This window comes from Nisaea sp. (assembly GCF_039990255.1).
Classification (GTDB): domain Bacteria; phylum Pseudomonadota; class Alphaproteobacteria; order Thalassobaculales; family Thalassobaculaceae; genus Nisaea.
The window spans coordinates 362,306-385,120 of the sequence record NZ_JBDXGG010000004.1; the positions used below are offsets into that span (position 1 = coordinate 362,306).

General features: G+C 57.1%; 23 protein-coding genes and 1 tRNA gene. 13 read left to right on the forward strand and 11 right to left on the reverse strand.

Annotated elements, in window-relative coordinates:
• Positions 1-53 precede the first annotated feature (53 nt).
• A complete protein-coding gene (locus ABJ076_RS02425; protein ID WP_348186694.1) occupies positions 54-827 on the reverse strand; it encodes an NADPH-dependent oxidoreductase in 774 nt (257 codons plus the stop codon).
• Between the two features lie 201 nt (positions 828-1,028).
• On the opposite strand from ABJ076_RS02425, the gene ABJ076_RS02430 reads away from it, so the two are divergent.
• The 3 genes from ABJ076_RS02430 (at position 1,029) to ABJ076_RS02440 (ending at position 2,156) form a co-directional block, all read left to right on the forward strand.
• Positions 1,029-1,490, forward strand: a complete 462-nt coding sequence (locus ABJ076_RS02430; protein ID WP_348186693.1) for a flavodoxin family protein — start codon at positions 1,029-1,031, stop codon at positions 1,488-1,490.
• Positions 1,491-1,648: 158 nt separating this feature from the next.
• Positions 1,649-1,972 carry a hypothetical protein gene (locus ABJ076_RS02435; RefSeq protein ID WP_348186691.1) on the forward strand — a complete coding sequence of 108 codons (324 nt, stop codon included), beginning with the start codon at positions 1,649-1,651 and terminating at the stop codon, positions 1,970-1,972.
• On the forward strand, positions 1,953-2,156 hold the full coding sequence (locus ABJ076_RS02440; protein WP_348186689.1) for a hypothetical protein: 204 nt from the start codon (positions 1,953-1,955) through the stop codon (positions 2,154-2,156). The genes ABJ076_RS02435 and ABJ076_RS02440 overlap by 20 nt, the downstream gene beginning before the upstream one ends.
• On the opposite strand, the gene ABJ076_RS02445 is transcribed toward ABJ076_RS02440, so the two are convergent.
• Together ABJ076_RS02445 and serA are read right to left on the reverse strand one after the other, a co-directional pair.
• Entirely contained in the window at positions 2,153-2,851 is a 699-nt protein-coding gene (locus ABJ076_RS02445) for a DUF599 domain-containing protein (protein ID WP_348186687.1), read from the reverse strand. The genes ABJ076_RS02440 and ABJ076_RS02445 overlap by 4 nt on opposite strands.
• Positions 2,852-2,922: 71 nt before the next feature.
• The gene (gene serA, locus ABJ076_RS02450) at positions 2,923-4,176 is read right to left on the reverse strand and encodes a phosphoglycerate dehydrogenase (RefSeq protein ID WP_348186685.1); all 1,254 of its coding nucleotides are present in this window, start codon (positions 4,174-4,176) and stop codon (positions 2,923-2,925) included.
• 303 nt (positions 4,177-4,479) lie between these two features.
• On the opposite strand from serA, the gene ABJ076_RS02455 reads away from it, so the two are divergent.
• Complete coding sequence (locus ABJ076_RS02455) at positions 4,480-5,118, forward strand: hypothetical protein (RefSeq protein ID WP_348186683.1); 639 nt, start codon at positions 4,480-4,482, stop codon at positions 5,116-5,118.
• Here the strand turns inward: ABJ076_RS02455 and ABJ076_RS02460 are convergent.
• On the reverse strand, positions 5,115-5,762 hold the full coding sequence (locus tag ABJ076_RS02460; protein WP_348186681.1) for a VOC family protein: 648 nt from the start codon (positions 5,760-5,762) through the stop codon (positions 5,115-5,117). The genes ABJ076_RS02455 and ABJ076_RS02460 overlap by 4 nt on opposite strands.
• 179 nt (positions 5,763-5,941) lie before the next feature.
• On the opposite strand from ABJ076_RS02460, the gene ABJ076_RS02465 reads away from it, so the two are divergent.
• From ABJ076_RS02465 to ABJ076_RS02480, 4 genes are all read left to right on the forward strand, one after another.
• On the forward strand, positions 5,942-6,805 hold the full coding sequence (locus ABJ076_RS02465) for a PhnD/SsuA/transferrin family substrate-binding protein (protein ID WP_348186679.1): 864 nt from the start codon (positions 5,942-5,944) through the stop codon (positions 6,803-6,805).
• A gap of 81 nt (positions 6,806-6,886) precedes the next feature.
• Complete coding sequence (locus tag ABJ076_RS02470) at positions 6,887-7,642, forward strand: ATP-binding cassette domain-containing protein (RefSeq protein ID WP_348186677.1); 756 nt, start codon at positions 6,887-6,889, stop codon at positions 7,640-7,642.
• Entirely contained in the window at positions 7,632-8,441 is an 810-nt protein-coding gene (gene phnE, locus ABJ076_RS02475) for a phosphonate ABC transporter, permease protein PhnE (RefSeq protein ID WP_348186675.1), read from the forward strand. The genes ABJ076_RS02470 and phnE overlap by 11 nt, the downstream gene beginning before the upstream one ends.
• A gap of 142 nt (positions 8,442-8,583) precedes the next feature.
• The gene (locus ABJ076_RS02480) at positions 8,584-8,880 is read left to right on the forward strand and encodes a hypothetical protein (protein WP_348208791.1); all 297 of its coding nucleotides are present in this window, start codon (positions 8,584-8,586) and stop codon (positions 8,878-8,880) included.
• A 77-nt stretch (positions 8,881-8,957) separates the two neighbouring features.
• Here the strand turns inward: ABJ076_RS02480 and ABJ076_RS02485 are convergent, their stop codons facing one another.
• From ABJ076_RS02485 to ABJ076_RS02505, 5 genes are all read right to left on the reverse strand, one after another.
• The gene (locus ABJ076_RS02485; RefSeq protein ID WP_348186671.1) at positions 8,958-9,746 is read right to left on the reverse strand and encodes a hypothetical protein; all 789 of its coding nucleotides are present in this window, start codon (positions 9,744-9,746) and stop codon (positions 8,958-8,960) included.
• A gap of 21 nt (positions 9,747-9,767) precedes the next feature.
• Complete coding sequence (locus tag ABJ076_RS02490; RefSeq protein ID WP_348186669.1) at positions 9,768-10,934, reverse strand: alanine--glyoxylate aminotransferase family protein; 1,167 nt, start codon at positions 10,932-10,934, stop codon at positions 9,768-9,770.
• 119 nt (positions 10,935-11,053) lie between these two features.
• A complete protein-coding gene (locus ABJ076_RS02495; RefSeq protein WP_348186667.1) occupies positions 11,054-11,695 on the reverse strand; it encodes a hypothetical protein in 642 nt (213 codons plus the stop codon).
• 122 nt (positions 11,696-11,817) lie between these two features.
• Positions 11,818-13,599, reverse strand: coding sequence for a sulfotransferase (locus tag ABJ076_RS02500; protein WP_348186665.1), 1,782 nt, complete (start codon positions 13,597-13,599; stop codon positions 11,818-11,820).
• 109 nt (positions 13,600-13,708) lie between these two features.
• Positions 13,709-15,409: a S8/S53 family peptidase gene (locus ABJ076_RS02505; RefSeq protein WP_348186663.1), complete on the reverse strand. Its 1,701-nt coding sequence runs from the start codon at positions 15,407-15,409 to the stop codon at positions 13,709-13,711.
• A gap of 394 nt (positions 15,410-15,803) precedes the next feature.
• Here ABJ076_RS02505 and ABJ076_RS02510 point away from each other — a divergent pair, with 394 nt between their 5' ends.
• The 5 genes from ABJ076_RS02510 to ABJ076_RS02530 all read left to right on the forward strand — a co-directional run bounded on the left by ABJ076_RS02510 (position 15,804) and on the right by ABJ076_RS02530 (position 21,705).
• Positions 15,804-17,489: a site-specific integrase gene (locus tag ABJ076_RS02510; protein ID WP_348186661.1), complete on the forward strand. Its 1,686-nt coding sequence runs from the start codon at positions 15,804-15,806 to the stop codon at positions 17,487-17,489.
• Between the two features lie 349 nt (positions 17,490-17,838).
• Positions 17,839-18,087 carry a hypothetical protein gene (locus tag ABJ076_RS02515; protein WP_348186659.1) on the forward strand — a complete coding sequence of 83 codons (249 nt, stop codon included), beginning with the start codon at positions 17,839-17,841 and terminating at the stop codon, positions 18,085-18,087.
• 238 nt (positions 18,088-18,325) lie between these two features.
• Positions 18,326-19,150, forward strand: coding sequence for a hypothetical protein (locus ABJ076_RS02520; protein WP_348199044.1), 825 nt, complete (start codon positions 18,326-18,328; stop codon positions 19,148-19,150).
• Between the two features lie 442 nt (positions 19,151-19,592).
• On the forward strand, positions 19,593-20,132 hold the full coding sequence (locus ABJ076_RS02525; RefSeq protein WP_348186655.1) for a recombinase family protein: 540 nt from the start codon (positions 19,593-19,595) through the stop codon (positions 20,130-20,132).
• Between the two features lie 106 nt (positions 20,133-20,238).
• Positions 20,239-21,705, forward strand: a complete 1,467-nt coding sequence (locus tag ABJ076_RS02530; protein WP_348186653.1) for an ATP-binding protein — start codon at positions 20,239-20,241, stop codon at positions 21,703-21,705.
• Between the two features lie 295 nt (positions 21,706-22,000).
• Here the strand turns inward: ABJ076_RS02530 and ABJ076_RS02535 are convergent.
• Together ABJ076_RS02535 and ABJ076_RS02540 are read right to left on the reverse strand one after the other, a co-directional pair.
• Positions 22,001-22,090: transfer RNA gene (locus tag ABJ076_RS02535), tRNA-Ser, on the reverse strand.
• A 64-nt stretch (positions 22,091-22,154) separates the two neighbouring features.
• Positions 22,155-22,604: a DUF1801 domain-containing protein gene (locus tag ABJ076_RS02540; protein ID WP_348186651.1), complete on the reverse strand. Its 450-nt coding sequence runs from the start codon at positions 22,602-22,604 to the stop codon at positions 22,155-22,157.
• Positions 22,605-22,815 lie beyond the last annotated feature (211 nt).

The window sequence follows — 22,815 nt, forward strand, 5'->3', positions numbered from 1 at the left end:
GTCCTCCCTGTGCAGTCCGGGCCGTTACAGCCCGACTCTGCTTTTACCCCGTTCTAGCGGAAATCAAATCCGAGCTCTTTAAGCCGCTCACGCAGATCGTCGCGCAGCGGCGGAGCGAATTTTTTGTCCATGTCGTCGGACCATGACGCATCGGTGGTCTCGCGGCCCTGGGAGCGATAATGCTGCGCAAGCGCCGCATCGTAACTATCCACGATTGCTGCCGCGTCGGCGCCGGTCCGGCTTTTGCCGAACTGTTCGAAATGCACCACGCTGTCATAGTCCATCCGCGGCTTCTGGGCCGGTGCTTCCGCCGGCCAGCCGAGACACATGCCGAAGACGCAGAAGACCCGATGCGGCAGGCCGAGAATCTTGGCGACCTCGAACGGCTTGTTACGGGCGCCACCAATCATCACGCCCTTGAGCCCCAGGCTATCCGCCACGAGGTATGCCGACATCCCGACCAACGACGCATCGATGGCGGACACCAAACCCGTTTCGAGGTTGTTGCTTTCTAGGTCATGATCGTTGCGAACGACCGCATTCTCGATCCGCGTGATGTCCGCGCAGAAAGCGAGAAAGACAGGTGCCGTGCCGATATGCCGCTGGTTACCGCAAGCCGCCATCAATGCATTGCGCCGTTCCTGATCGCGCACCACGACAACGCTGTAGGTCTGGATGTTTGAGGATGTCGGCGCCCGGAACGCAGTCTTCAGGATCGTGTCGAGCATCTCCTCAGTGACTGGCTCGTCAGTGTATTTGCGAACGCTGACCCGGTTGAGGAGCGTCTCGATCACATCGTTTGAAGGGATGTTCTGGCTGTCAGGCATTTTTCGGTATTTCTCCGGTTCAGGTTACGTAGCCTCGGCTACGTCTGTTGGCGGCAACTCTACTCGGTCGCCGCCGGGCTGCAAGCGGCACTGCCACGATTTGGAGTCGATCACTGGAATTCCAACGGTTCCCCATCGGCAAGAATAAGCACAGCGCGACCCGATGCGGATTTGCTGGTTGGGATTTGCTACGGTTGATGAATGAGGAAATCACTTCTTATCGTTGCGCACGCTCCGTCGGACAATACGCGTGCCCTGCTGGATGCGGTTCACACCGGCGCCGTGGCGGCGGGCGGCGGTGTGCAAGTGACCTGTCTTTCTCCGTTTGATGCGGATCCGGACGCAGTCCTTGCCGCCAATGCCGTGATCCTCGGAACAACCGAGAATCTTGGCTACATGAGCGGGGCGCTGAAGGACTTCTTCGACCGGATCTATTATCCCTGCCTGGAGGAAACCCAGGGCCTGCCTTATGCGCTATTTGTCCGCGCGGGGCACGACGGAACCGGTACCTGCCGGGCAGTACAATCGATCACCACCGGACTGCGTTGGCGGGCGGTTCAGGAACCGCTGGTCTGCCGCGGCGCATTTGACCGGAGATTTATCGAGGATTGCCGCGATCTCGGAGCCGGCATGGCTGCGGGACTGGAAGCCGGAATTTTCTAGGAACGGCATTCATCTCGTCTTGAAGCGTTCACATAGGCCGCAAACTGCTAGCGTGATGTCTCCCGCCCTCTCTTCTCGGAGACGCTGATGACCAGAAACCCGAGCCCCGCTTCTGTAGCCCCTTCAGGCCAAGCACCTCACCCTACTCACCTGGCCGGGTGCTGGTTCTTGATGATTATGGCGGCCATCCCGGCATGCAGGCGGCGGAAATGTTGATCGAGAAGGGGGCGGAGGTCGAAGTCGTCACGCCGGAGCGCTTCTTCGCGCCGGAGATCGGCGGGCTGAACCATGCTGCCTATGCCAAGGCCCTGCATCAGTCGGCCAGCCGGATCACGATCAACACCCAGCTGAAAGGCGTTTCGCGCAACGGCAACGAGTTGCTCGTCACACTTGGTGGAATATGGGGAACGGACGGAGACCCGTGCGGTGGATCATGTGGTCGTCGAACACGGCACCCTGCCGATGGACGAGCTATATTTTGATCTAAAACCTCAGTCCCGCAATCTTGGCGCCGTGGATTACAAAGCCCTGATCCGGGGCGAAGACGCCTTTCCAGCACACAATCCTGAAGCAGGTTTCACATTGGCTCGGATAGGCGATGCCGTGGCCTCCCGCAACATCCACGCATCGATCTATGACGGATTACGCTTCGCCAAGGACCTCTAGTTCCGTCGGACCGTACGTAATGCCCGCGAACGAAACTCCCGGCGATGCAGCACCGCGACGACCCAGAGCGATGCGGCGATGAAAGCGAACGGATGCACGAACCATGTGCAGACCGCGAGGCCGAAATAATAGGAGTGCACGCCACCGTTATAGTGCCGGGCAGCCAGGCTCGTGAGCTCCGCGGCAACCCCACCGCGCTCACGGCCAACCTCCCGCAGATTCTCGAATTCGGGCTGAGGGATCGCCCCCAGAACCACCGCCGCGTTGTTGTGCAGCCTCATCGACCAGGCCAGCCGGAAAAAGGCATTGATGAAGATGAAGATCAGCAAAGCGATCTTCAGACCGAACCGGTCCTGACTCGTTTCGACCAGAAAACGAAAACGGTTGAGCACTGCGACGGCCTGCTCAGAGGCACCGAACACAGCAGCAAGACCACCAACTACAAAGATGCTGGTCGAGGCCATGAAGGCCGAATTTCCGGCAAGCGAGCGCAGGATCTGGATATCGATGATCCGGTTTTCACGAGTGGCAGACGCTTCGAACCAGTCGCGCCGCCAAGCCTGCATCGCAGACGGCAAACCGTGCCCGCGCTTGATCCTGACGGCGACGAAGGTCTCGTAGCCAAACCAGCAGGTTATGAAGACCGCGAGCGCAACAAGATCGTCACGCCGCAACATGTCAAAGAGTGCATCCATTTCAGTCTCCCCGACACAACTCTATCCTGCCGGTATCAGTACACCAAGAAGCCTGGCCCCCCGAGACGTGCTCAGCTGACCCGGTTAAGAACCCGGGCGCGGATCGTGCCTTCAAGCGCCCGAACGGCGCGGATCACGTTGTCCGCCTCTGGAACATGACCTTCCGCGTCCAGCACGACGTAACCGATCTCGCCGTCCGTTTGATAATGCTGAGCCGCGATGTTGATATTGTGAGCGGCGAAGACATCGTTAAGGCGCCCAAGTTCGCCCGGCAGATTACGCTGCACCTGGATGAATCGGGTCCCGGCAGGACGCGGCGGAAGCTGCACTTCGGGGAAATTCACCGCTCCAGCAGTAGATCCGACATCGGAATATTCGATCATCTTGCGGATGACTTCCTCGCCGATGCGCTCCTGCGCTTCCTCGGTCGAGCCACCGACATGCGGCGTCAGGATCACGTTGTCCAGCCCCTGCAGCGGAGACTGGAACGGGTCCGCGTTCGATTTCGGCTCTGTCGGAAATACATCTACAGCCGCCCCGGCAAGATGCCCGCTTTTCAACGCTTCAGCCAACGCAGCCACGTCCAGAATGGTACCCCGGGCATTATTAATGAGATAGGCGCCCGGCTTCATCTTGCCGATCTCGCGGGCGCCAATCATGTCCTTGGTTTCCGGGGTTTCCGGCAGGTGCAAAGAAACCACATCGGACGCTTCCAGCAATGCGTCCAGTGTCCCGGCGGGCTCCACGTTTCCGTGACTGAGCTTGTCGGTACGATCGAAATAGATCACCCGCATACCCATTACCTCGGCCAGATTCGCCAATTGGGTGCCGATATTTCCGTACCCAACGATCCCGAGTGTCTTCCCGCGGATCTCCCGGCTGCCCAGCGCTGATTTTTCCCACCGGCTTTCATGTGCCCCGACGGAGCGCGGGAAAGTCCGCCGGAACAGCATGACAATCTCGGCGATCGTCAGTTCCGCGACGCTGCGTGTGTTTGAGAAAGGTGCATTAAAGACAGGAATGCCCTTGCGCTTTGCAGCTTCCAGGTCGACCTGATTGGTGCCGACCGAAAAGCACCCAAGCGCAATCAGCTTGTCCGTCGCGGCGAAGACGCTCTCGGTCATTTTCGTACGAGAGCGGATACCAAGTAGCCTGACATCCTTCAGTGCTGTTTTCAGCGCATCTTCTTCCAGAGCCTTCGCCTGCCGCTCGACGCAAGGGTATCCGGCAATCTCAAGCTGCCGCAATGCTGTCTCGGAAATTCCTTCAAGCAACAGAAATTTGATTTTGTCTTTCGGCAGGGACGGGTTCTGGATCTTGCTCATGCTGGCGCGGGTCCGGGTGGGTTTCAGATGCCACTCGCGTGCTTAATGCGCTTGATCGCACTGCAGCGCGGCGGCGGCGTACAGATATAGCGACCCTGACCTAATCGCAAGACGCCGCCTTGTCGCGCATCTAACGGCGACTCCGGGAGAAAACATAACGCCCGGCAAAATCGGTACGGATTCTGCATTGGCCTTATGAGCCATTTACGAATTCGAAAGCCATCTGGTCGAGAGTAACGTGCAGAGCAAAAGTGAGTGTCCATCAAAGGAAGCTTCTCTGCCGCCTACAAAGGGAAGTCATACATGTCGCGCTGGATCTCGCACAAACCCGATTACCATGCAGAAATCGCGACTGCGCTTCCGCATTTCGTGACACGCAGCTGCACGTTGCTCGCAACTGGATATGCAGAGCTCATGCAGAATGGCGATGGCAGAATTCCTTTCAAGAACGGCTTGGATATTTCCAAATTCGGGCCAATCATGGCCCGTCTCGCGCTCGCGGCCGTCTCCCTCGACTCCACTTGTACTTTCCGTATCGCAGGAGAGGGACTCCGGGAGCGGTTCTCTCAAAAGCTTGTGGGCACCAGTTACTACAATCTCGTCGATCCGGCGCACCGGAGTTATGCCATGCAATCTATGGAAATGGCCGTAAGCATCCCTTGTGCATTCAGGGTCGAGTTGCTCCAGAAGTACGACAATGGTGAAGAACGCCGCTCCGAAAGTTGCGCAGTTCCCTTGCGGTCGGATGAGCCGGGCATTGATGGGTTCATCATGTTTGCCGATGACGAAATCGACCGTCTTCGCCCTTCGGCAGCGGCTCGGCCTGTCCTGGTTAAATCAGAGGTGATCCGGCGCGAGCTGATCGACCTCGGGTTTGGCCTCGACGAGAGTTTTGAGGACCTGGTGCCGCGGGACGAGGTGCCTACCGCGCCTTCACTCTAGTCAATCAGTACAGTTGGACCGTCCGAGCGTGAAATTTCAGCCGCTATACCCGGATGGCCAACCTCCAGCTGAACCATATCGCGGACACCAAGCCCCGACAGGTATCGGCCCAGTTGTTCCGGCTCCGGATGGCGTAAAATAAGCCCTGAGATCGAAAGGCCGAGATCCGGCATACGGGTTGCAGGATGCGGCCCCTCCGGCCACTGGATAAAAACGGGCAGAGTCCCGGCCTCAGGCAAATCTCCATCATCTCGAACGGCAATCCGCCAGGTCAGGTCTCCCCGGCTGACCTGAACTGGCCGACCCAGATCGAGACCAAGATCCCGGGCCGTGCCAAGCATCGCGTCCAGATCGTCTGTCGCAACAATCCAGGAAAGCGGCCGCGGCGCCGCCCGCGTCATTTCATGAACCACTGGATCGTCCATCCGGTACCAGCGCCGCCTTCCCGGTTCGGCTTGTTCAGGGTCAATGGCGATGATCTCGAGGAAATTGTCCGCGCCGGTTCGGGTCAGTCTGTTGTGGGTGCACATTTTAGGATGCGCGCCGCCAACAGTCATATCGACGCCGAGCCGCTCGCTGGCCCAGTCGGCACCAGCTTCAAGATCCGCAGCCACTATGGCGAGATGATCAAAAACAAGACGCATGAGAATCGCTCCGGTGGAGATAAAGATCACCTTTACAGCGGATGATAAAGCCATGACATGAAAACGTCACCGAACCGACATCAAGACAACACGGCCCCAACATCAGAGAGAGATACCACTCCGATAATGTCGATCGCTCAGATTAACCGGGCGACAAGCCGACATTTGGAGGCATTACGATGCTGCGCAAAATCCTTGCGGTCACGATCATGGCCATCTCTTTTCCGACCATTGCACAAGCGGCCGATGCTGTCCGCGTCGCCGTTACCGATATTGAAGGGCTTGAGGCCCTGCATCAGGAATTCGGTCCCTTCGAGACGGCAATAGAGAAAAGCACGGGTCTTGAGGTTGAACTCTTCCCGGTCGGCAACCGGACTGCGGCCGTCGAAGCGATGAAATCCGGCCAGGTCGATTTCGTACTGACCGGTCCGGCTGAATATGTCGTGCTCAAGGAGCTTGCCAAGCCGGAAATTGTTGTCGCATGGCAACGTCCCGACTATTTCGCCCAGATCGTCACTCTGGCGACCGGTCCCGTGAAGTTGGTCAGCGATCTGAAAGGCAAAGTGATCTCTTTCGGCTCCGTCGGCTCCACCTCCCAGCATCTCGGCCCAGCGCAGGCATTGGCCGATCTCGGCCTTGATTACGGTCGTGACTACGAGCCGAAAATCATCTCCCGCAACATCGCCATCGAAGCCCTGATTCGCGGCGACATCAGCGCCATCGGCATGAATTTCGGCCATCTGCAGAAAGCCCGGAAGGCCTATCCGGACGTTGCTTTCACAGTGATCGCACGCGGCCGAGACCTGCCGAACGACATTCTCGTCGCACGCTCTGGTCTCGACAAGGACGTCGTGGAGAAAGTCGGCAAAGCCTTTGAAGAGGATGGAAAAGACCTTCTGGCCGCCGTGTTGAAGGGCGATGACAACCAGAAATATCGTGGCGGTTTCTTCCTCTCGTCGGTCAACGATGCCGACTACGATTATGTCCGCTCCATGTACAAGACCATTGGCGTCAAACGCTTCACCAGCTTCGTCGGCGACTGACAGGAGCAAGCCGGGCACGGGCGCCGGGACCTGCTGTCTCGAGCGTTCGTGCGATGGCATCACCCTCATCGGTACCATTGCATGAGTTCATCCATCATCAAGGTCCGCCGGGCGCAGAAGAGCTTCGCGCCCGGTAAGCCCATTCTGAAAGACGTCACTCTTGATATCCGTCGGGGCGAGCGTGTCGCCCTGATCGGCGCGAACGGAGCCGGCAAATCGACCCTGCTGCGTTGTCTCGCTGGGCTTGTTCCTTTGAGCGCAGGGGATGTCGATATTCTCGGCGAGACATTTTCCGGCAGCCCAAGCGCATGCCAGCGCAAGGCTCTGCGCCGCCAGCTGGGTTTCGTCTTTCAGTTCCACGGATTGGTACGCCGTACCAGCGCTCTGTCGAACGTGGTGAACGGCTATCTCGGCCAAGGCCTCGGCATGCGAGTCTGGCATCAGATGCTCGCCCCGCATGCAGTCCGCGAAGACGCCCGCGCCGCACTGGATGCGGTCGGCCTAGGTGACAAATGGGATGCCCGTGCGGATACACTTTCCGGCGGCCAATCCCAGCGCGTCGCCATCGCCCGGGCCATCGTCCACAAGCCCACCCTGATCATCGCGGACGAACCAGCGGCCAGCCTGGACCCGGTGGCAGGGAGCGACATCATGACATTGTTTCACCGGCTGGCCGGGACGCGCAGCTGCACCCTGCTTTTCACCACGCATGATATGCGCCACGCCTTGTCTTACGCGGACCGGGTCATCGCGCTGAAAGCCGGCTCTGTGATGCTGGACGCCGCCTGCACAGATCTCATAACTGCCGATCTGGAGCCCGTGTTCCATGGCAACTGATCTCCGTGCGGCACAATCCGTCATGCCTCGCATTGCTCGTCTCAACCCGCTGCGCTTCGCTCTTCTGGTTGCATTGGGCGCGCTTCTGGTCGCCTCCATCGGTGAGGTCACGCCTTCACCAGAGCGGCTGGCCGGCGCCCTGCCGCGGATGGGCTCCCTGCTCGACAGAATGCTGCCGCCCGAGACAGACCCCGCCTTCCTCGGGCGGATGGCGATGCGCCTGCTTGAGACCGTTCAGATCGCCCTCGCCGGAACATTCTTCGGCATCCTTGTCAGCTTTCCTCTGGCCTGGTGCGGCGCCATGGGACTGTCCCCGCTGGGACCCCTCCGCTGGGCCGCCCGCATGCTGGTGTCCCTGTTCCGCACGGTGCCGGATCTGGTGTGGGCATTGTTCTTTGTCTCGGCCGTCGGCCTCGGCCCTGTTGCTGGAACGCTGACGATCATTGTCGATACCGCCGGCTTCTGCGGCCGCTTTTTCGCCGAATCCATGGAAGATTCCGACCGGCAGTCCCGCGAGGCACTCGACGCTGCTGGCGCCCGCAAGATCGATATCCTGTTCGCTGCCGTCGTGCCGGATTGCATGCCGTCCTTCATCAATACCAGCCTGTTCAGCCTGGAGCTGTCCGTGCGGTCCTCCGTGGTGCTTGGGATCGTCGGCGCCGGCGGCATCGGTCAGGAGCTGAAAAGCGCCTTCGAGCTATTCCAGTACCCGAAAGCCGCGACAATAATATTGGCGATTTTCGTGATCGTTCTGGCAATGGAACAATTGACGGACTGGCTCAGGCGAAGGATCGCATAGCACGCTTCGCGCCGATTCGCCTCACCCGTTCCACCCCCATAAATCCATATATTCGATATAACTATTTGGATTTGTTCACGACCTGACACATCGTTAAGCATTGCTTTGCCATTTAGTTCATAGTTTGCGGGGTTCGAATAGGTTGACTGCAACGGTCCATGTCATCGCCTTCTTCAGTAAATTTGGGGACGGGCCGTTTTTGTTTGCAAAGATTCTGACCCGGATGATCAAGAGCGGGACGATCACGACTACCGGACCCGGCGACCAGTGCCGGACTGTTGGATCGGGCAAACCAGATGTCACGATCCACTTACATGACCGCGCAACCGACAAACAACTTGCGCCTTATCCTCAGCGCGCACTCCGCGAAGCATACATGGACGGCCGGCTAAGTATCGAAGAAGGCCGACTTGATGAGCTTGTCGTGTCGGCACGGTGAATTACCAGCGCGTTCAAAATCGGCCACAGCAACGCGTGCTCGGCACGATAAGCTGAGGCGATACGGGCGTCTGTCAACTACCCTGCCAGTAGGCTCCCGTACCCGTCAGCTTTCGTCCGCACACCCGCAAGCTTTAAGCAATGCCAGAGACTCGCCTGATTGGCACTGATTACGGGTCGCTGCAGATCCTCCTCCAGCGCTGCAATGATCCCGACGCAGCGGAAGCCGGTACCGAGAATAAGTACACCATCGGCTTCATCCGGGCAGGCGGCTCTGATCTGGGCATAGAGCGGTTCGATCTGCTGCTCAAGGCCGAGGCCGAGCGGGTACATGTCGCCGGTCGGCACATCGCGCCAGCCGGGGCCCGGATCGAAGCGCAGCATCCCGGCGGGCTCGATGCCGTGGTCACGGAAATAACCAAGGCCGACAGCAAGAGTCGCATCGTTGAACCAGGGCGGTAGGACCAGGAACGGGTTTTTAACGTTCGAGGTTTTCAGAGCGGCAAAACAGTCGAGAGCATTAGTGGTTACAGGGACATCGGACCCGAGGAGCTCCGACAGACCCTGCGCGACAGCGTCGTCCCAGCCCTTGCCGCCAACCAGACTGCTGGAGCTGTGGCCGAGCACCACGGCGGAGAGACGCATAGAGGCGAATTGCCGCGCTCCTCGCGCCAGATCCTCTGACAAGGTGACATGTGTCCGGGCAGCGTCCCATGTCGCCCAAGGGGCAGGCGCGGTGACACGAGCGGCATGGACGGAGACATGAGGCGGCAGCATCGCCCACCATTCCGCTTCCGGAACAGCCTCACTACCGACGATGAACATGCCGATACGGGCTTTCCAACCCCAATTGTCCCGCGCAGTCATGAACCGCTCCCCTTCTGTTTTTTATCTGGCGAAAACGGCCTTTGCGGCCGCCAGCGCGTGTTCCTTGTCCGCCTTGCCACCAAGGCCGTTCAACGCGGCAGTGATCTGTTCTAAATCCAGCAGGATATCCGCATCGTCGACCCAGCCCATGGTACCGATCCGGACTAGGCGATCCCTCAGTTTTTCGAAACGGGTCCCAGCGATCATACAGTTATAGCGGTCCGCCAGATGCGCGATCAGCGCCGGGGCGGAGACCCCGTCCGGGGTTTTCACCACAACCAGTGTCGGGCTCGGTGTGCCGGTTGGAAAGACAGAGAAGCCAAGTGCTTCAAGCCCCGCAGTGAGCGCGCGATTGAGCCGCAGGTGCCGTGCCAGTGTCGCGTCCAGCCCCTCCTCGCCGATCATGGTCAGGGCCTCGTCGAGGGCATTCAGCATGGCAACCGGCGCCGTATAGGTCGGCTCGCCCTTCTCCGCCATCGGCCGAAAGCGGCGATAATCGAAATAGCCGCGCGGGCCGCGATCATCGCGCTCGATCACGCCCCAGGCCTTCTCGCTGATACTGGCAATACCGAGACCCGGCGGGCACATCAGGCATTTCTGCGAGGCGGAGAGAACGACGTCGACACCCCATTCATCAGCCCGCATCTCGGCTCCGCCAAGACCGCTGACACTGTCGCAAACCAGAACAGATTCCGTTTCCGCAACAATCCCGCCAAGGGCCTTCAAATCAGTCAAAGCGCCGGTCGAACTTTCGCTATGCACCGTCAGGACGGCGGCATAGCACTTCTCGCCGAGCGCCCGGCGCACGCCATCAAGATCGATTGGCTCGCCAACCTCCGTGACCACCTCGTCGACCTCGGCGCCGATTCCTTCGGCCAGACGCCGGAATACCGGACCCCACTGTCCATTGGTCGCGATCAGCACCCGTTGGCCGGGCCCGGCGACATTGATGATACCGGATTCCATGGCGCCAATGCCGGTCGAGGCGAACAGGAAGGGCGGCACGCCGGACCGGCCGAGGATCGGTTGCAACCGATCCTGTATCGCCTTGAAACGGGCCAGGAATTCAGGCCCGCGATGAGCAATCATCGGTTGGGCTGCAGCTTGAAGGACACGATCGGGAACGGCGGTCGGGCCAGGCAGACGTAAACGGTAGGGCAGAGAAGCACCGGTACTGGAGGCGAACATTGTTTTGCTCTTGAAATGAATCTCGGGATGAGGAGACCAAAGCATGGAACCAGCGCCGGCGCGTCAGCGCAAGGGGGCAGTCCGGAAACAAAAGTCGGCGATAGCGGCACCGATCGCGATCAAAGCATCAAGAAGTCGTCGGCGCTCTGAATCAGTGGTTGGCTGGCTGCATCAAGCTGGAAGGGCTCAACTTCTGCCGGATTAGAAAAAGTGTCTGCTTCCCGATCCGTTACCCGGCGAAGCAGGCCGATATCGTCGAGATTAGCTTCAGGGAAGCTCTCGACCGCGTCCATGCCCCGTATGGCGGCATGCATGGGAGAGCCCTCAAGCTCAGCGCGCCGGGCCGCACCGGCAACCGTATCAACCAGTTCAATCCCGTATAAGTCCTCACCAGACGGCTGGACGAGAGCATCTGCGTCGATCGCTTCCCCTTCAGCATCTGTTCCATAGGCCGCAACCAGCCGCCCAACCGCAGCAATGGTTTCTTCAGAGGTCTGCCCGGCAACAAGACTTCCTGTCTCGACCACGATCTCATCCGGCTGTGCATCTCTCGCCTCGGGCAATAGCGCGCCCGCATCGCGCAGATGAGACGGATCCGAGGCCCGCCGGTATTCTTTAAAGTCCTCTCCCTCCAGATTGCGGGCAATGACCTCCCGTGACCAGTCGCCCGGCACAACTCCCTGGTGCCAGAATCCAAAACTGTGCATCTGGAGGCCGTCGGCGACTGAAGACTTGGAATCCATTCTTTCGGCAAATGCCATCGGCCACTGCTTCCATCACGTGTTCAGGCCCGCCCGGCGGCGTGCCTCTGTCGTGAGGATAGGCAAGCAAGAAGCGTTCCAAACCTGGAGTTTATTGGAAAGGACAGGTTCAGGACCCGGCGTTAACTCTCGGAGTCGTCTTCCCCGCGCGGGATCGCCCTCGGATCGCCATAGCCGAAATGCGCGGCATAGGGCGCAAGCGTATCAAGATAAGGCGACATCTGGTCCCAGTACCGCGCCCACCGGCCAACGGCACGTGTATAGATCGGCTCGGACACCTGCCGGAAGCTGGGGGTCCGGATCATTCCCCGCGCCTTGGCATGCGCTGTGTGATCGAGAACCGCGTCGGTCCAGTCGAGACCGAGGAAGGTGGTCACCCGCCGCGCAGTTCCTTCCGCATCCGCAACGAGATCCTCGTACCGCACGGTAATATGGTCAGGCGAAAGCGTCCGCTCGATCTCCTGCCACAGCGCCATGACGCGCGCATAGAAACCGGCGGCACCCTCCATCGAGGTGAAGCTGGCCATAGCCGAATTGAGCTTGATCGACTGCATGAAACAGCTCAGGCAGCAGTCGCATGGATGGCGCAGAGACAAAATCACCTTCGCATTCGGATAGAGCCTGAGGGCAAGCGGAAGATAGACGATATTGAGCGGCATCTTGTCGATCACCACACGCGGCCGACTTCCCTCTTCCCCTGCCCAGCGCGCCAGCTTTGCCCGGTATTCCGCGCGCAGCCGGTTGGCGTCAGCCTCCGTGAGCGCGGCAAGCCGTTCGGCCAGCGTTCCCTCGCCCAGCGCCGCGAACCCGGCCCCGACGCTGGAAAGCACGGGCTGCTCCTCAATCACCCCTGCATCCGGGTGGGCATCCAAAATCTGGTCGAGCAATGTTGTCCCGGAGCGCGGAAAACCGATCATGAACACGGCGGGCGGCTCCGCCTCCAGAAGCGGCGTCCAGCGCGCCGGCCATCCGTTCGACACCGCCCCGGCATAGGCATTGAGCGTGTTCACGAACAGGCGCGGATCGGCAGTACCCGACGGCGCGCGCTGGACCGCGATCTCATTGCCCCGCTCGAAATGAGCCCAGGCCTCATCGTACCGGCCAAGCCGGTCAAGAACGGTCCCGAGCTCAAACTCGACCGCATCACGCCCCGCCTCACCCTCCAGCGCCTCAGGCAGAGCCTGCAAACGCTGCCGCGCACTTTCAAGATCGCCCTGACGGCGCTCGACAATCGAAAGGAACACCGCACTCACGTGATCCTCAGCGTCAATCACCAAAGCCCGGCGGGCCGCTCTGCGCGCAAGATCAAGCTTCGAAAGAGTCTCGGCAAAGCCAGCCATCCGCCGCCAGGCCAGATTAGTCCCCGGCTCGGCAATCACGGCACGGCGCAACTCCGTCTCCGCTCCCACCTCACGGCCGGATTCACGCAGGATCACAGCAAGATTGACACGCACCCACGCCATGCTCGGATCGGCATGCAGGGCATCCCGCGCAGCCCGTTCGGCCTCCCGGGACTGCCCCAATTCCTGGTAACTGCTCGCCAGCGCGCCCAGTGCCTCTGCCTTGCCCGGATGGGTCAGCGCCCAGAGCGCGGTCGCCCTGTGACGGCCGGCCAAAGGTTCTGCAGTGGAGGCAACAGTCAACAAAGCCGCCGCGGATGGGGACGCAGGATCAATAAGCATCGCCCGCCGCGCCGCCGTCAGGGCAAGCGAGGATACTCCAGCCCGCAATCCCGCCGCCGCCGCCTGAACCCATCCACCCGCTATCGCCGGGTGGCGCCGGGCGACATGCACGAAACCGTCCACCGATCCCGCCAGATCGCCACGCTCAAACGCCGCCTGGGCGTCGGCCATCAGGCGGCGGGTTTCTGTCAGATAGTCAGGATCTGCAGCAAAGGCGGACATCAAGCAAACTCTTCAACAATTCAATGCGAGAGTAGTCGATCATCATCGGCCCGCGATAGCCATCGCTTTGAAATATGGCTGGGATTTGGTTTTTGAACCAAAGAGCCCGCTAGAAAACCCAATCTGCATAGGTTCCACTACCCGCAAGATTCGCCGCCTGAACATCATCCACAACCGGGTCTTTATAGACATCAAGCGAGGCCGTCTCTTGCTCCAATGTGGAAAGTGAAGCATTGGATGCGGAATCGACCTCAATCGTGTAGCTGCCGGTATAATTGTAGAACCCGTCAACCTCGATGTAGAAGTCTCCGCTCGTGGTTGGCGTGTAGGTCAGATAGGCGTCCCGGCCGACGCCACCGTCATCGTCATATCCCAGGTAGTTATTGTTGGCGTCATACAACCGCAACACCGGATCGTTCAGAGTTCCACCGTCGGAGACACTGCCGCGCGCCTGAATGACGATCGTTTCTCCGGCGGTAAGCTCCGTGCGAAACCAGTCGTGGTCGTAGAGAGTAATCGTGCCGGTGGCCGACTGTCCTATCCCGACATAGCCTGATGTGCCTGAGTTTTTAGGCAAATCGGACGAGCCTTCGGAAACAGCTTGCGCGACCGTCACCAGCGCGGAGGTCGAACCAACAGAGATGCCTGTCGACCGTCCTTCATAGATCCCATGCGAGATGTAGTGTTGCGTCGCCAGGTCGTCGTCCGCGCCGAAGGCGGCGGCAACGTCCGGATTGGCATTCATGTAATTGTCGGCGTCGAAGGTGACCGTGCGCCCCTCGTTTCGACCGAAATCAAGATAGTGCGTGGCTGCTGCTTCGCGGTTTGTCCCGAAGACGCCAATCAGATCAGAATAGCTTGCGACGTATTCCAGCCCGTCGAACGCGACGGTCCGGCCTTCATAAACGCCGGTGGAAATATAATGGGACCGCGCAGCGCCGGCATCCCGGACGAATGCAGACTCGATGTCGCTATAGGAGGCGATATATTCAAGGCCGCTGAACACCGGGTCGACATAAGTCGACAAAGCATAATCGACCGATCCGGAATGGGTGTGCAGGAAATAGGTCGTCACGCCGTCGACCGGATCCGCACTCGACTGCGGACCGGCGCCACCCAGTTGCAACACATCAATTGTCTCGTCGAACGAGAGCCGGTCCGACGTGACGCCTTCGACAAGCGCCTGGATGGTGGTGACCGTCGCGGATACCTGAGGCGCAGCGAAGCTTGTCCCATCATCACCAGTGCCCGGGAAGTCCTCGCCGTCAGCAAGCAGGTGAACGGTGGAGGAGTTGTTCTGCGAGAACCAGCTCGGGTTGCCGCTACCGTCATGGCTGCCGACCGAAATCACGTTGGAGAGACGCGCCGGATAACTCGCGTTCTCAAATCCAACGCCGGTGCCGTCATTGCCCGAAGCCGCGACCCCGAATATGCCGCGTTCGGCAAGTGCATCGATCTGCGCCTGAAAAGTCGACGTCCAGGAATAACTCGTGCTGCCGAAGCTCATATTGTAGGCGCCGATATGCCATCCGGCATCATGCAGGACACCGATCTGAGTGAGCGCGCTGTTAACCGCCGAGGGCGAAATTTCTGTTTCGCTGTTACCGCTGACCTTCAGGTCGAGCCGCTCAAGTGCCTCATTGGTGAGTTCAACCGATGTCGCAACAAGGGAGCCATGGGAGGTTGTCCGCCCTCCGTCGGTATCGCTGTCCCCGTCGTAGTAATCGTACTCGAACAGACTGGCGCCGTAGACGCCTTCCGTCTCGTCCGTTACCCCCGTGTCAACAATCCCAACCGACCACACGCCCATCAATTCCCCCGGCGCCACTATGCGCATGAAAACTGAACATAAGAGTTATATGTACTCAGTCAATCTCACGACACAGTGCGCTCATAACTCTCCCGCATCAGTGCGGTTTCGGCTCAGGTTTGCCGCTTTCCGATGAAACAACTAGACCGGGGCCAGTTGAGATGGGTTTAGCTTGCCGGAAAAGATCGGCGCTCCGGCACCTTGGATCCCGTAACGGACTTACTCATCTACATGAAGAATATATGACTTATGGAAGTCTGGCGGAGAGAGAGGGACACTCCGCCAATCGGGCTCAAGCCTCGCAGAACCCTTACAAACCACCGATATAATTGATATTTTCGCCCACTTTGATGTTACAAACCATGTTACAAAATCGAAATTCTGAGGGCCTTCGATGGCGGGGAAAACCAAGCACATTTTATATCGCGATGGACGGTTTTATGCCCGAGTCGTAGTCCCGCCGGGGCTGCGCCGCATCATCGGAAAGACTGAATTGCGGGAACCTCTGGGGGCGGACAAGCGCACCGCAGAGCGAAATCATCATTCCGTCGTCGCGAGCTTACTCGATCAAATTGATCAAGCCAGAAACCAACTTGCTTCCGAGGCGCCGCCTCTGACAAAGATCGCCCGAGATTTCTACAAACGGGAGCTTGAGAGAGACGACGACGAACGCGCGAACGGTGGCAAGAAGCAGGCCAGAGAATTCAACGAGCTGACCAGTAGCATTGCCGCAACCTCTCTTCGTCGCCTGGCCGTGGGGCGGGTAGGTGTAGAAGAGGCCGAAACATTAATGGGCTGGGCTGCTGACGAAATTGCGGATAGAGGCGAAGCGCCGGCGATCAAAGGCACTCCCGAACGTCTAGAACTCCTCAGACTGCTCGCCGAGGTGAAACTGGAGGTGCTTGCAAGAGCGCTTGAACGCGACAACGGCGCAATCACTCTTTCGGAGCCCTCCCTTCCCGTCCTGCTCGACCAGAAGCCTACTATCCCGTCGACCATCAGTGAGCTTGGCCGCTCTCGGGTTATCAGCGAGCACTCAACGAAGACGCTGAGTGAACTGCTCCCCATGTTCCATGAGGAGCGAACGACCATTCGACCGGACACTGCTAAAGAACATGCGGTCGCGGTTCGAATGATCGAAGAATTCTTCGGCGAGGCTAAGTCCGTATGCGATATCTCACGGCAGGATGTGCTCGCATACAAGCGGGCGCTGCTTCGAACTCCGAGTAATTACGTCAAACGATTCCGCGGTTTAACGCTACCGGAGGCCATAGAGGCCAATGACAAGCGGGCAGAACCTTTTCCAAGGCTGAATCCCGGCACAATCAGCGACAAATGGCTTGCGCACATCAAAGCAATTTTTTCTTGGATGGCTAACAACGCCATTATTCCCGACAACCCTGCTGCCGGGATTCGCGTAGAGGAAGGGGCCGGTCAAAAAGACCCATCGCGGCTGCATTTCAGTCCGGACGACTTGGCCAAAATCTTTGGCCCGCCTCTTTTCGCCACTGGAGTGCCGTTAGAGACCAGGCATTGGGCTTTGCTGCTTGCCCTTCATACGGGCGCGAGACCGGCGGAGATTGCTCGAATAGAACTCGACGAAATCAGGCGGGAGCGGGGTGTTCTTGTAATCGATTTCGCAAAAGGCCTCAAAAACAAAGCGAGCATCCGGCTCGTCCCAGTGCACCAGCGTCTAATCGAGTTTGGTCTTTTGGAACGAGTTGAATCACTGCGTGAGAATGGCGCGCGCCGGCTTTTCCCCGACTGGCTCCCGACAGCATCGGGCAAATTTACTGATCGGCTCCCTCGGTGGTTCAATCGGACCTATCTCCCATCACTCAAGATCCATGATCGGACTAAGACTTTTTATTCTTTCCGGCACAGCCTTAAAACCGCGCTCTCGCTGGCTGGCGTTAGCAAAGAATTGAACGACGCAATCGCCGGCCACGCTGATAAGTCTTCCGGAGCGGTCTACATCCACGAATTTTCCATTGAAGCGCGCCAAGAGGCTCTCAATAAAGCTAACTTTGACAGCATCGACTGGTCGGCCATCACAAAAATTTGTAAATATTCAATTTAGAAAATCCCTTATTATCCGATAAATTTGTAATGGTATAGGCGCGAAAAACCGAAGTCCTTTAGATTTATACAAATATTGACCCCCATCCTGCCATCGTTTTTTCATGTCTTATTCTACTAGACATTTATCTATTCTTTATATACAATATTTCATATCTTACTTATTCTGAGAACGCCATGCCTCACAGCCCGAATCGGACAACGGTCTACGTTACAAAATCAACACGGGAAGCTCTAAGACGCTTGGCTCGCATTGAGCGTCGCCCGATGGGGACCATTATCGAGCTTGCCATCGTGGAGCGCACCCACCGCGTCGAAGCGCCCCTGACTGAGCGCGAGCCCTCCAATACATGAGCAAACTCGACACCCACCTGGTGAGCGATGAAGAATTCGCCGCACTTGAGGAGTCCATTAACACCTTCATGAAGGAGCCCGCTCCGTGCCTTACAGACCTTATCTCACCGGAAGATGAGAAAGCTCTTGAGGAGTCCATGAACACCTTCATGAAGGAGCCTGGTCCGTGCCTTACCGATCTTTTCTCACCGGAAGACGAGAAAGCTCTTAAGGAGGAAGAATGGGAGTTTTTTGCCGCAGCCTGAAATGACGAACGGCGTTCGTCAAACTGGCCCAGGCGAATATACCTCAGGCGAGACATCAGAGCCTACACAACGAGCGCTCCGAATAATCGAAACTACCTTAGCTTAGGCTCTTTTGAGAAAATTTCCCAAATCGTCTGCATACCTCTGATCAACCGCTATAGACATTTCTAGAGGGTTCGACACCGCCCCCTCCAACAGCTCGGCGCCATGCACCAAAAGCGTTTGACTGAGAGGTTTAATGTCTAATCGCAAAACAACTATCGGCCAGGACCGGAGCGCCCGTTCTTCGGCGATTTCGACGACAACAACCGACAAATTTTCCCGCCGTCGCGACCGGCCCACAATCTCATACGACCCGGAAGCCCGTGGCTCTCTGCGGCTTTGCCGCCTTTCAACGGAACCTCACGCTTCTGCCCTTACAGTAGTATCAAATGACCATCTCCGGAAATGGCGGAATCTCACCGGTCAGGAGAAGGCTCTCTTGGCTCAATCCGCAATAGCCAAGGGCAGCCACGCGAAGCCGTTCACCATCAATCTCGACCACGACATTGCCTCTAAGGCCTACAAGTCTCCAAAGGGGGCCGTTGGATACGTAGCCCACCGCCTCAACCGACATCTAACTAAAGATGGTCACATCTTCCCCGCTTGGTTCGCTTTGGAGATCAGCAAGTCGAATGTTCTTCACCTTCACGGCTGCATCATCACCCAGACCGATGAAGACCTCTCCGTTATCAAAGCTGCGTTCCGTAGGGTCTCAGGCCCGTTTGCGAGTGACCCCAAAATGGTTGCCGGTCGTTTCGCTGTCCGGATTGCCAAGCATGACGACGCTAAATGCTTCCAGGGTTCATTCGGTGCGCTGGGATGGGGTCGCTATTGCCTTAAGTCAGTCATCAAGACAGAAAAAGCTATCGGCTGCCCGCCCATATCCATGAACCACCACATGACCAATATTGCCCGCGATTACTGGGGTGATATCGTTTCGGATGCAAATCGAACACACGGAAACCGTTTAAGCGCCAGCGACCATGGTGAAACATCGGACGAGTTCAAATTGGCCGGATAAGCTTGACCTGCCACTTCCGCTACTACGGCTCCGATCTCGTGTGACTTCACGATAACAAATAGAGACCAACTTCCGGTCCGCCTCGTCGTGCGCTCAAGCGACCGTCGCGTCCTTGCACTTTGCTCACTCTCGGCTCACATCGCGCAGCACCTGGCTCCTTTCGCGATTCAGACAAATTCAAGCTGGTTTATGGAAGTTAAGCGGCTTTAGAAATTTCCCGGGCATTTTACCGCTGCCGTTTTCGGCAACCCGGCAGTTTGAGCGACCAAGCTTTCTGCCCTTTGCCCATTTGCGTTAAGGCGCTGAATTAGTCCCATTTAGGTATACCCAAGAGACTCACTCACATGAGACACACAATTCGTCTTATTAGAGTTTCTTTTCGCATTACGAGACAATACAAAGATAAGGTCTAGAGTCAAACGAGACACAAAGAGGCCGCGCCATGACTATGATCGGATACGCCCGCGTCAGCACCACCGACCAAGACACATCACTGCAGGTTGAAGCGCTACGCGCTGCCGGATGCGAAGTTGTGCGGAAGGAGAAAGCATCCGGAACCAGCACTCAAGGCCGCTCTGAGCTTGCCACAGTGCTCGACTTCCTCCGGAATGGAGACACGCTCGTAGTAACGCGGATTGACCGCCTAGCGCGCTCTATCGCAGACCTACAGCGCATCGTGTCTACGATCCGGGAAAAAGGCGCTGCTCTCGCATGCACAGAGCAGCCGGTGGACACCACGACCGCCGCCGGGAAGGCGTTCCTTGATATGCTTGGCGTTTTTGCTGAATTCGAGACTAATTTGCGCAAGGAGCGTCAGGCTGAAGGAATTGCCAAAGCCAAAGCAAAAGGGGTCTATAAAGGCCGAAAGCCAGAGATTGACCCCAACATTATCCGTAAGCTGCATAACGAAGGTATTGGCGCAACCGACATCGCAAAAAGGCTATCTATCGGCAGAGCATCGGTTTATCGCCTCTTGAGCTAGTTCATCGATAAGGCGTTTGCCATACTTTGACACCCAACCAGTTACCTGGACTCTCTGCAGAGGGTCCAAGGAACACCAACCCCACCCCGCTCGGACTGAGAAAATAATGATAAACGCAAATAATTCAAACCAACTAGAGCGGCTAGTAAGAGAAATGTGCAAGCTCCCTGCCGAGACAGAATGGACTGAATTTAAAGAAAATAACGATGATCCTCAGATGATTGGCGAACTGATTGCTGCATTATCGAATACAGCCGCCCTCTGTGAAGTAGAAACCGCTTATTGTATTTGGGGCATTCGTAATTCTGACCACAACATCGTCGGAACGACCTTCAAACCAGAGACAGCGAAAAAAGGTAATCAAGACCTCGAAAGCTGGCTTGTTCAAATGATGCAGCCGAGGCTGCATTTTCAGTTTCATAGACTGCAGGTCGATGGGCAGCAGATCATAGTTCTAGAAATTCCTGCTGCGCGAGGTCGACCGACAGCATTTTCGGGAAAAGAGATCGTCCGTATTGGATCTAACAAACGATCACTGCAAGATGTTCCTGAAATCGAAAGAAAGCTTTGGCGATCGTTCGACAATACACCATTTGAAAAGCAAATTGCACTATCAGACCAAAACGAAAAAGACGTCCTTCGTTTATTGGATTACGAATCTTATTTTCAAATACAAGATATTTATTTACCATCTGAGACGGATGGTGTTCTGGAATGTCTTATAAACGATAGACTCATACAGAAAAATGATTCTGGACATTACGACATCACCAATCTTGGCGCTACTTTACTTTCTCGCGATCTTGGCTCTTTTCCAACTGTATCTAGAAAACGGATTCGACTTGTAATTTATGACGGCCGGGGACGCATCAAGACCAAACGAGAAATCGAGGGCACTAAAGGCTACGCAACCGGCTTTAGTGGCCTGATGGATTACCTGAAAGCTCTATTGCCTCGCAATGAAGTGATCGGTGACGCAATTCGGCGTGAAGTTCCGTTATACCCGGATCTCGCTTTACGCGAGCTAATTGCGAATGCACTGATTCACCAAGACTTCACTATCAGCGGTGCAGGACCAATGGTGGAGGTTTTTGATGATCGTGTAGAGGTTACCAATCCAGGCATTCCTCTCGGCGATGTAGAGAGGCTTCTCGACCAACCTCCAAGATCGCGAAACGAAGCCCTAGCGGCATTTATGCGCCGAATCGGATTGTGTGAAGAGCGCGGAAGTGGCGTCGACAAAGTAGTTTTCGAAACCGAGTTTTATCAGCTACCTCCGCCTCGGTGGGAGATTAGCGGAGAGTCGTTTCGAGCAATCCTCTTCTCACACAAAGATCTTCGCGACATGGATCGTGATGAACGAAATCATGCATGCTACCTGCATGCCAGCCTAAAGCATGTCATGCGTGAGCCGGTCACTAATACCTCAGTCCGAGAGCGCTTTGGAATCGAAGAGCACAACAGCGCCCAGGCATCCCGGATTATTCGGGACGCGTTAGACGCCAAATTAATCAAGCCCTACGACCTTAACCAGGGGAAGAAAAATGCACGCTACCTACCATTTTGGGCTTAGCGTCTCTTTTTGATAGTTAAATGATTGACTCGCCCCGAATCACCCTCTGAATGAAAATTTTTACTTTAAAAACAATTTGTTAATCACGTAACAGCTTATTTGACTGTTATTTGATAGAGAGAACAAAGCAAGGACAAAAAGTAAGGATCGAAACATAGCGACTACAGCGCCATCAAAAATAGCATCCGGCTATACTGGAACCTGTCGATATACAACAAATTCACGCCCATAAAATCGTTACAAAGGCACCCACAGATACCATTCCAATACTTTGATTTTAATAGGGAAAAAGGTCTGGCGGAGAGAGAGGGATTCGAACCCTCGGAACGCTTGCGCGCTCAACGGTTTTCGAGACCGTCCCGTTCAACCACTCCGGCACCTCTCCGAACAGGGGCCGGAACATAGCGGGGCGGGTAGCCGGTTTCAATACCGGAATTCAACAGTGCCGCTCATTCTCCCGACGCGGCGGGAACACGGGCCGGTGCGGCCTTCTTGAGATGATAGGTCAGGGCGCTGCGGACAAGCATCCGCAAGGGGTCGAGCGGTAGAGACGCGCCCTCCTTGAAATGCACCGCTCGATTGCCTTCATAGTCGAATTCATCCGGGAACAGGTTCCTGAAATCCGGAATGATCGTCGTCTGGCAATGGGTATAGAGCGCAAACCCGCCCTGTTTCGGCAGCCCCAGCCGGATGGTCGAACCCGATCTGGTTTTTGGCGTCAGATAGGACGGCTGGCCCCATTTCAGCGTTTCCTCAAGCGGCCCGACCCCCGGCGTATCCGCCGCCGTCTCGAAAATAAGACCGCGCAATATCAGCAACCCTTCCCGCTCCTTAACGGGAAAAGACTGGTATGCGGCCGCGACTGCCGGATCTTCGAAAGAGCGTCTTCTCTGGGTCATGAAACCTGATCTCTGCATCTGATTGGATCGTATCCGGCACCGCATCGCCGCATCAAAACCATACCGGAAGCGAATACAGTACCGTGAGCTGCTTTACCTATATTACAGGGGCTTTGCGCCACCTCTCTTCAGACACTATATATAGGGGGCGGATCTGGCGACGATGCGGACATCCGGGGGCAGCATACCTGCCCCGCAGATTCTCTCAAAA

Bases quoted from the DNA above. Each gene is read 5' to 3' on its own strand.
- ABJ076_RS02540 (WP_348186651.1), bottom strand. From the start codon at position 22,604: ATGACCCAGAGAAGACGCTCTTTCGAAGATCCGGCAGTCGCGGCCGCA.
- ABJ076_RS02505 (WP_348186663.1), bottom strand. From the start codon at position 15,409: ATGGGCGTGTGGTCGGTTGGGATTGTTGACACGGGGGTAACGGACGAG.
- ABJ076_RS02455 (WP_348186683.1), top strand. From the start codon at position 4,480: ATGTCGCGCTGGATCTCGCACAAACCCGATTACCATGCAGAAATCGCG.
- ABJ076_RS02460 (WP_348186681.1), bottom strand. From the start codon at position 5,762: ATGCGTCTTGTTTTTGATCATCTCGCCATAGTGGCTGCGGATCTTGAA.
- phnE (WP_348186675.1), top strand. From the start codon at position 7,632: ATGGCAACTGATCTCCGTGCGGCACAATCCGTCATGCCTCGCATTGCT.
- ABJ076_RS02440 (WP_348186689.1), top strand. From the start codon at position 1,953: ATGGACGAGCTATATTTTGATCTAAAACCTCAGTCCCGCAATCTTGGC.
- ABJ076_RS02520 (WP_348199044.1), top strand. From the start codon at position 18,326: ATGTCTAATCGCAAAACAACTATCGGCCAGGACCGGAGCGCCCGTTCT.
- ABJ076_RS02470 (WP_348186677.1), top strand. From the start codon at position 6,887: ATGAGTTCATCCATCATCAAGGTCCGCCGGGCGCAGAAGAGCTTCGCG.
- ABJ076_RS02530 (WP_348186653.1), top strand. From the start codon at position 20,239: ATGATAAACGCAAATAATTCAAACCAACTAGAGCGGCTAGTAAGAGAA.
- serA (WP_348186685.1), bottom strand. From the start codon at position 4,176: ATGAGCAAGATCCAGAACCCGTCCCTGCCGAAAGACAAAATCAAATTT.
- ABJ076_RS02465 (WP_348186679.1), top strand. From the start codon at position 5,942: ATGCTGCGCAAAATCCTTGCGGTCACGATCATGGCCATCTCTTTTCCG.
- ABJ076_RS02525 (WP_348186655.1), top strand. From the start codon at position 19,593: ATGACTATGATCGGATACGCCCGCGTCAGCACCACCGACCAAGACACA.
- ABJ076_RS02495 (WP_348186667.1), bottom strand. From the start codon at position 11,695: ATGGCATTTGCCGAAAGAATGGATTCCAAGTCTTCAGTCGCCGACGGC.
- ABJ076_RS02430 (WP_348186693.1), top strand. From the start codon at position 1,029: ATGAGGAAATCACTTCTTATCGTTGCGCACGCTCCGTCGGACAATACG.
- ABJ076_RS02425 (WP_348186694.1), bottom strand. From the start codon at position 827: ATGCCTGACAGCCAGAACATCCCTTCAAACGATGTGATCGAGACGCTC.
- ABJ076_RS02500 (WP_348186665.1), bottom strand. From the start codon at position 13,599: ATGTCCGCCTTTGCTGCAGATCCTGACTATCTGACAGAAACCCGCCGC.
- ABJ076_RS02445 (WP_348186687.1), bottom strand. From the start codon at position 2,851: ATGGATGCACTCTTTGACATGTTGCGGCGTGACGATCTTGTTGCGCTC.
- ABJ076_RS02490 (WP_348186669.1), bottom strand. From the start codon at position 10,934: ATGTTCGCCTCCAGTACCGGTGCTTCTCTGCCCTACCGTTTACGTCTG.
- ABJ076_RS02510 (WP_348186661.1), top strand. From the start codon at position 15,804: ATGGCGGGGAAAACCAAGCACATTTTATATCGCGATGGACGGTTTTAT.
- ABJ076_RS02485 (WP_348186671.1), bottom strand. From the start codon at position 9,746: ATGACTGCGCGGGACAATTGGGGTTGGAAAGCCCGTATCGGCATGTTC.
- ABJ076_RS02515 (WP_348186659.1), top strand. From the start codon at position 17,839: ATGAGCAAACTCGACACCCACCTGGTGAGCGATGAAGAATTCGCCGCA.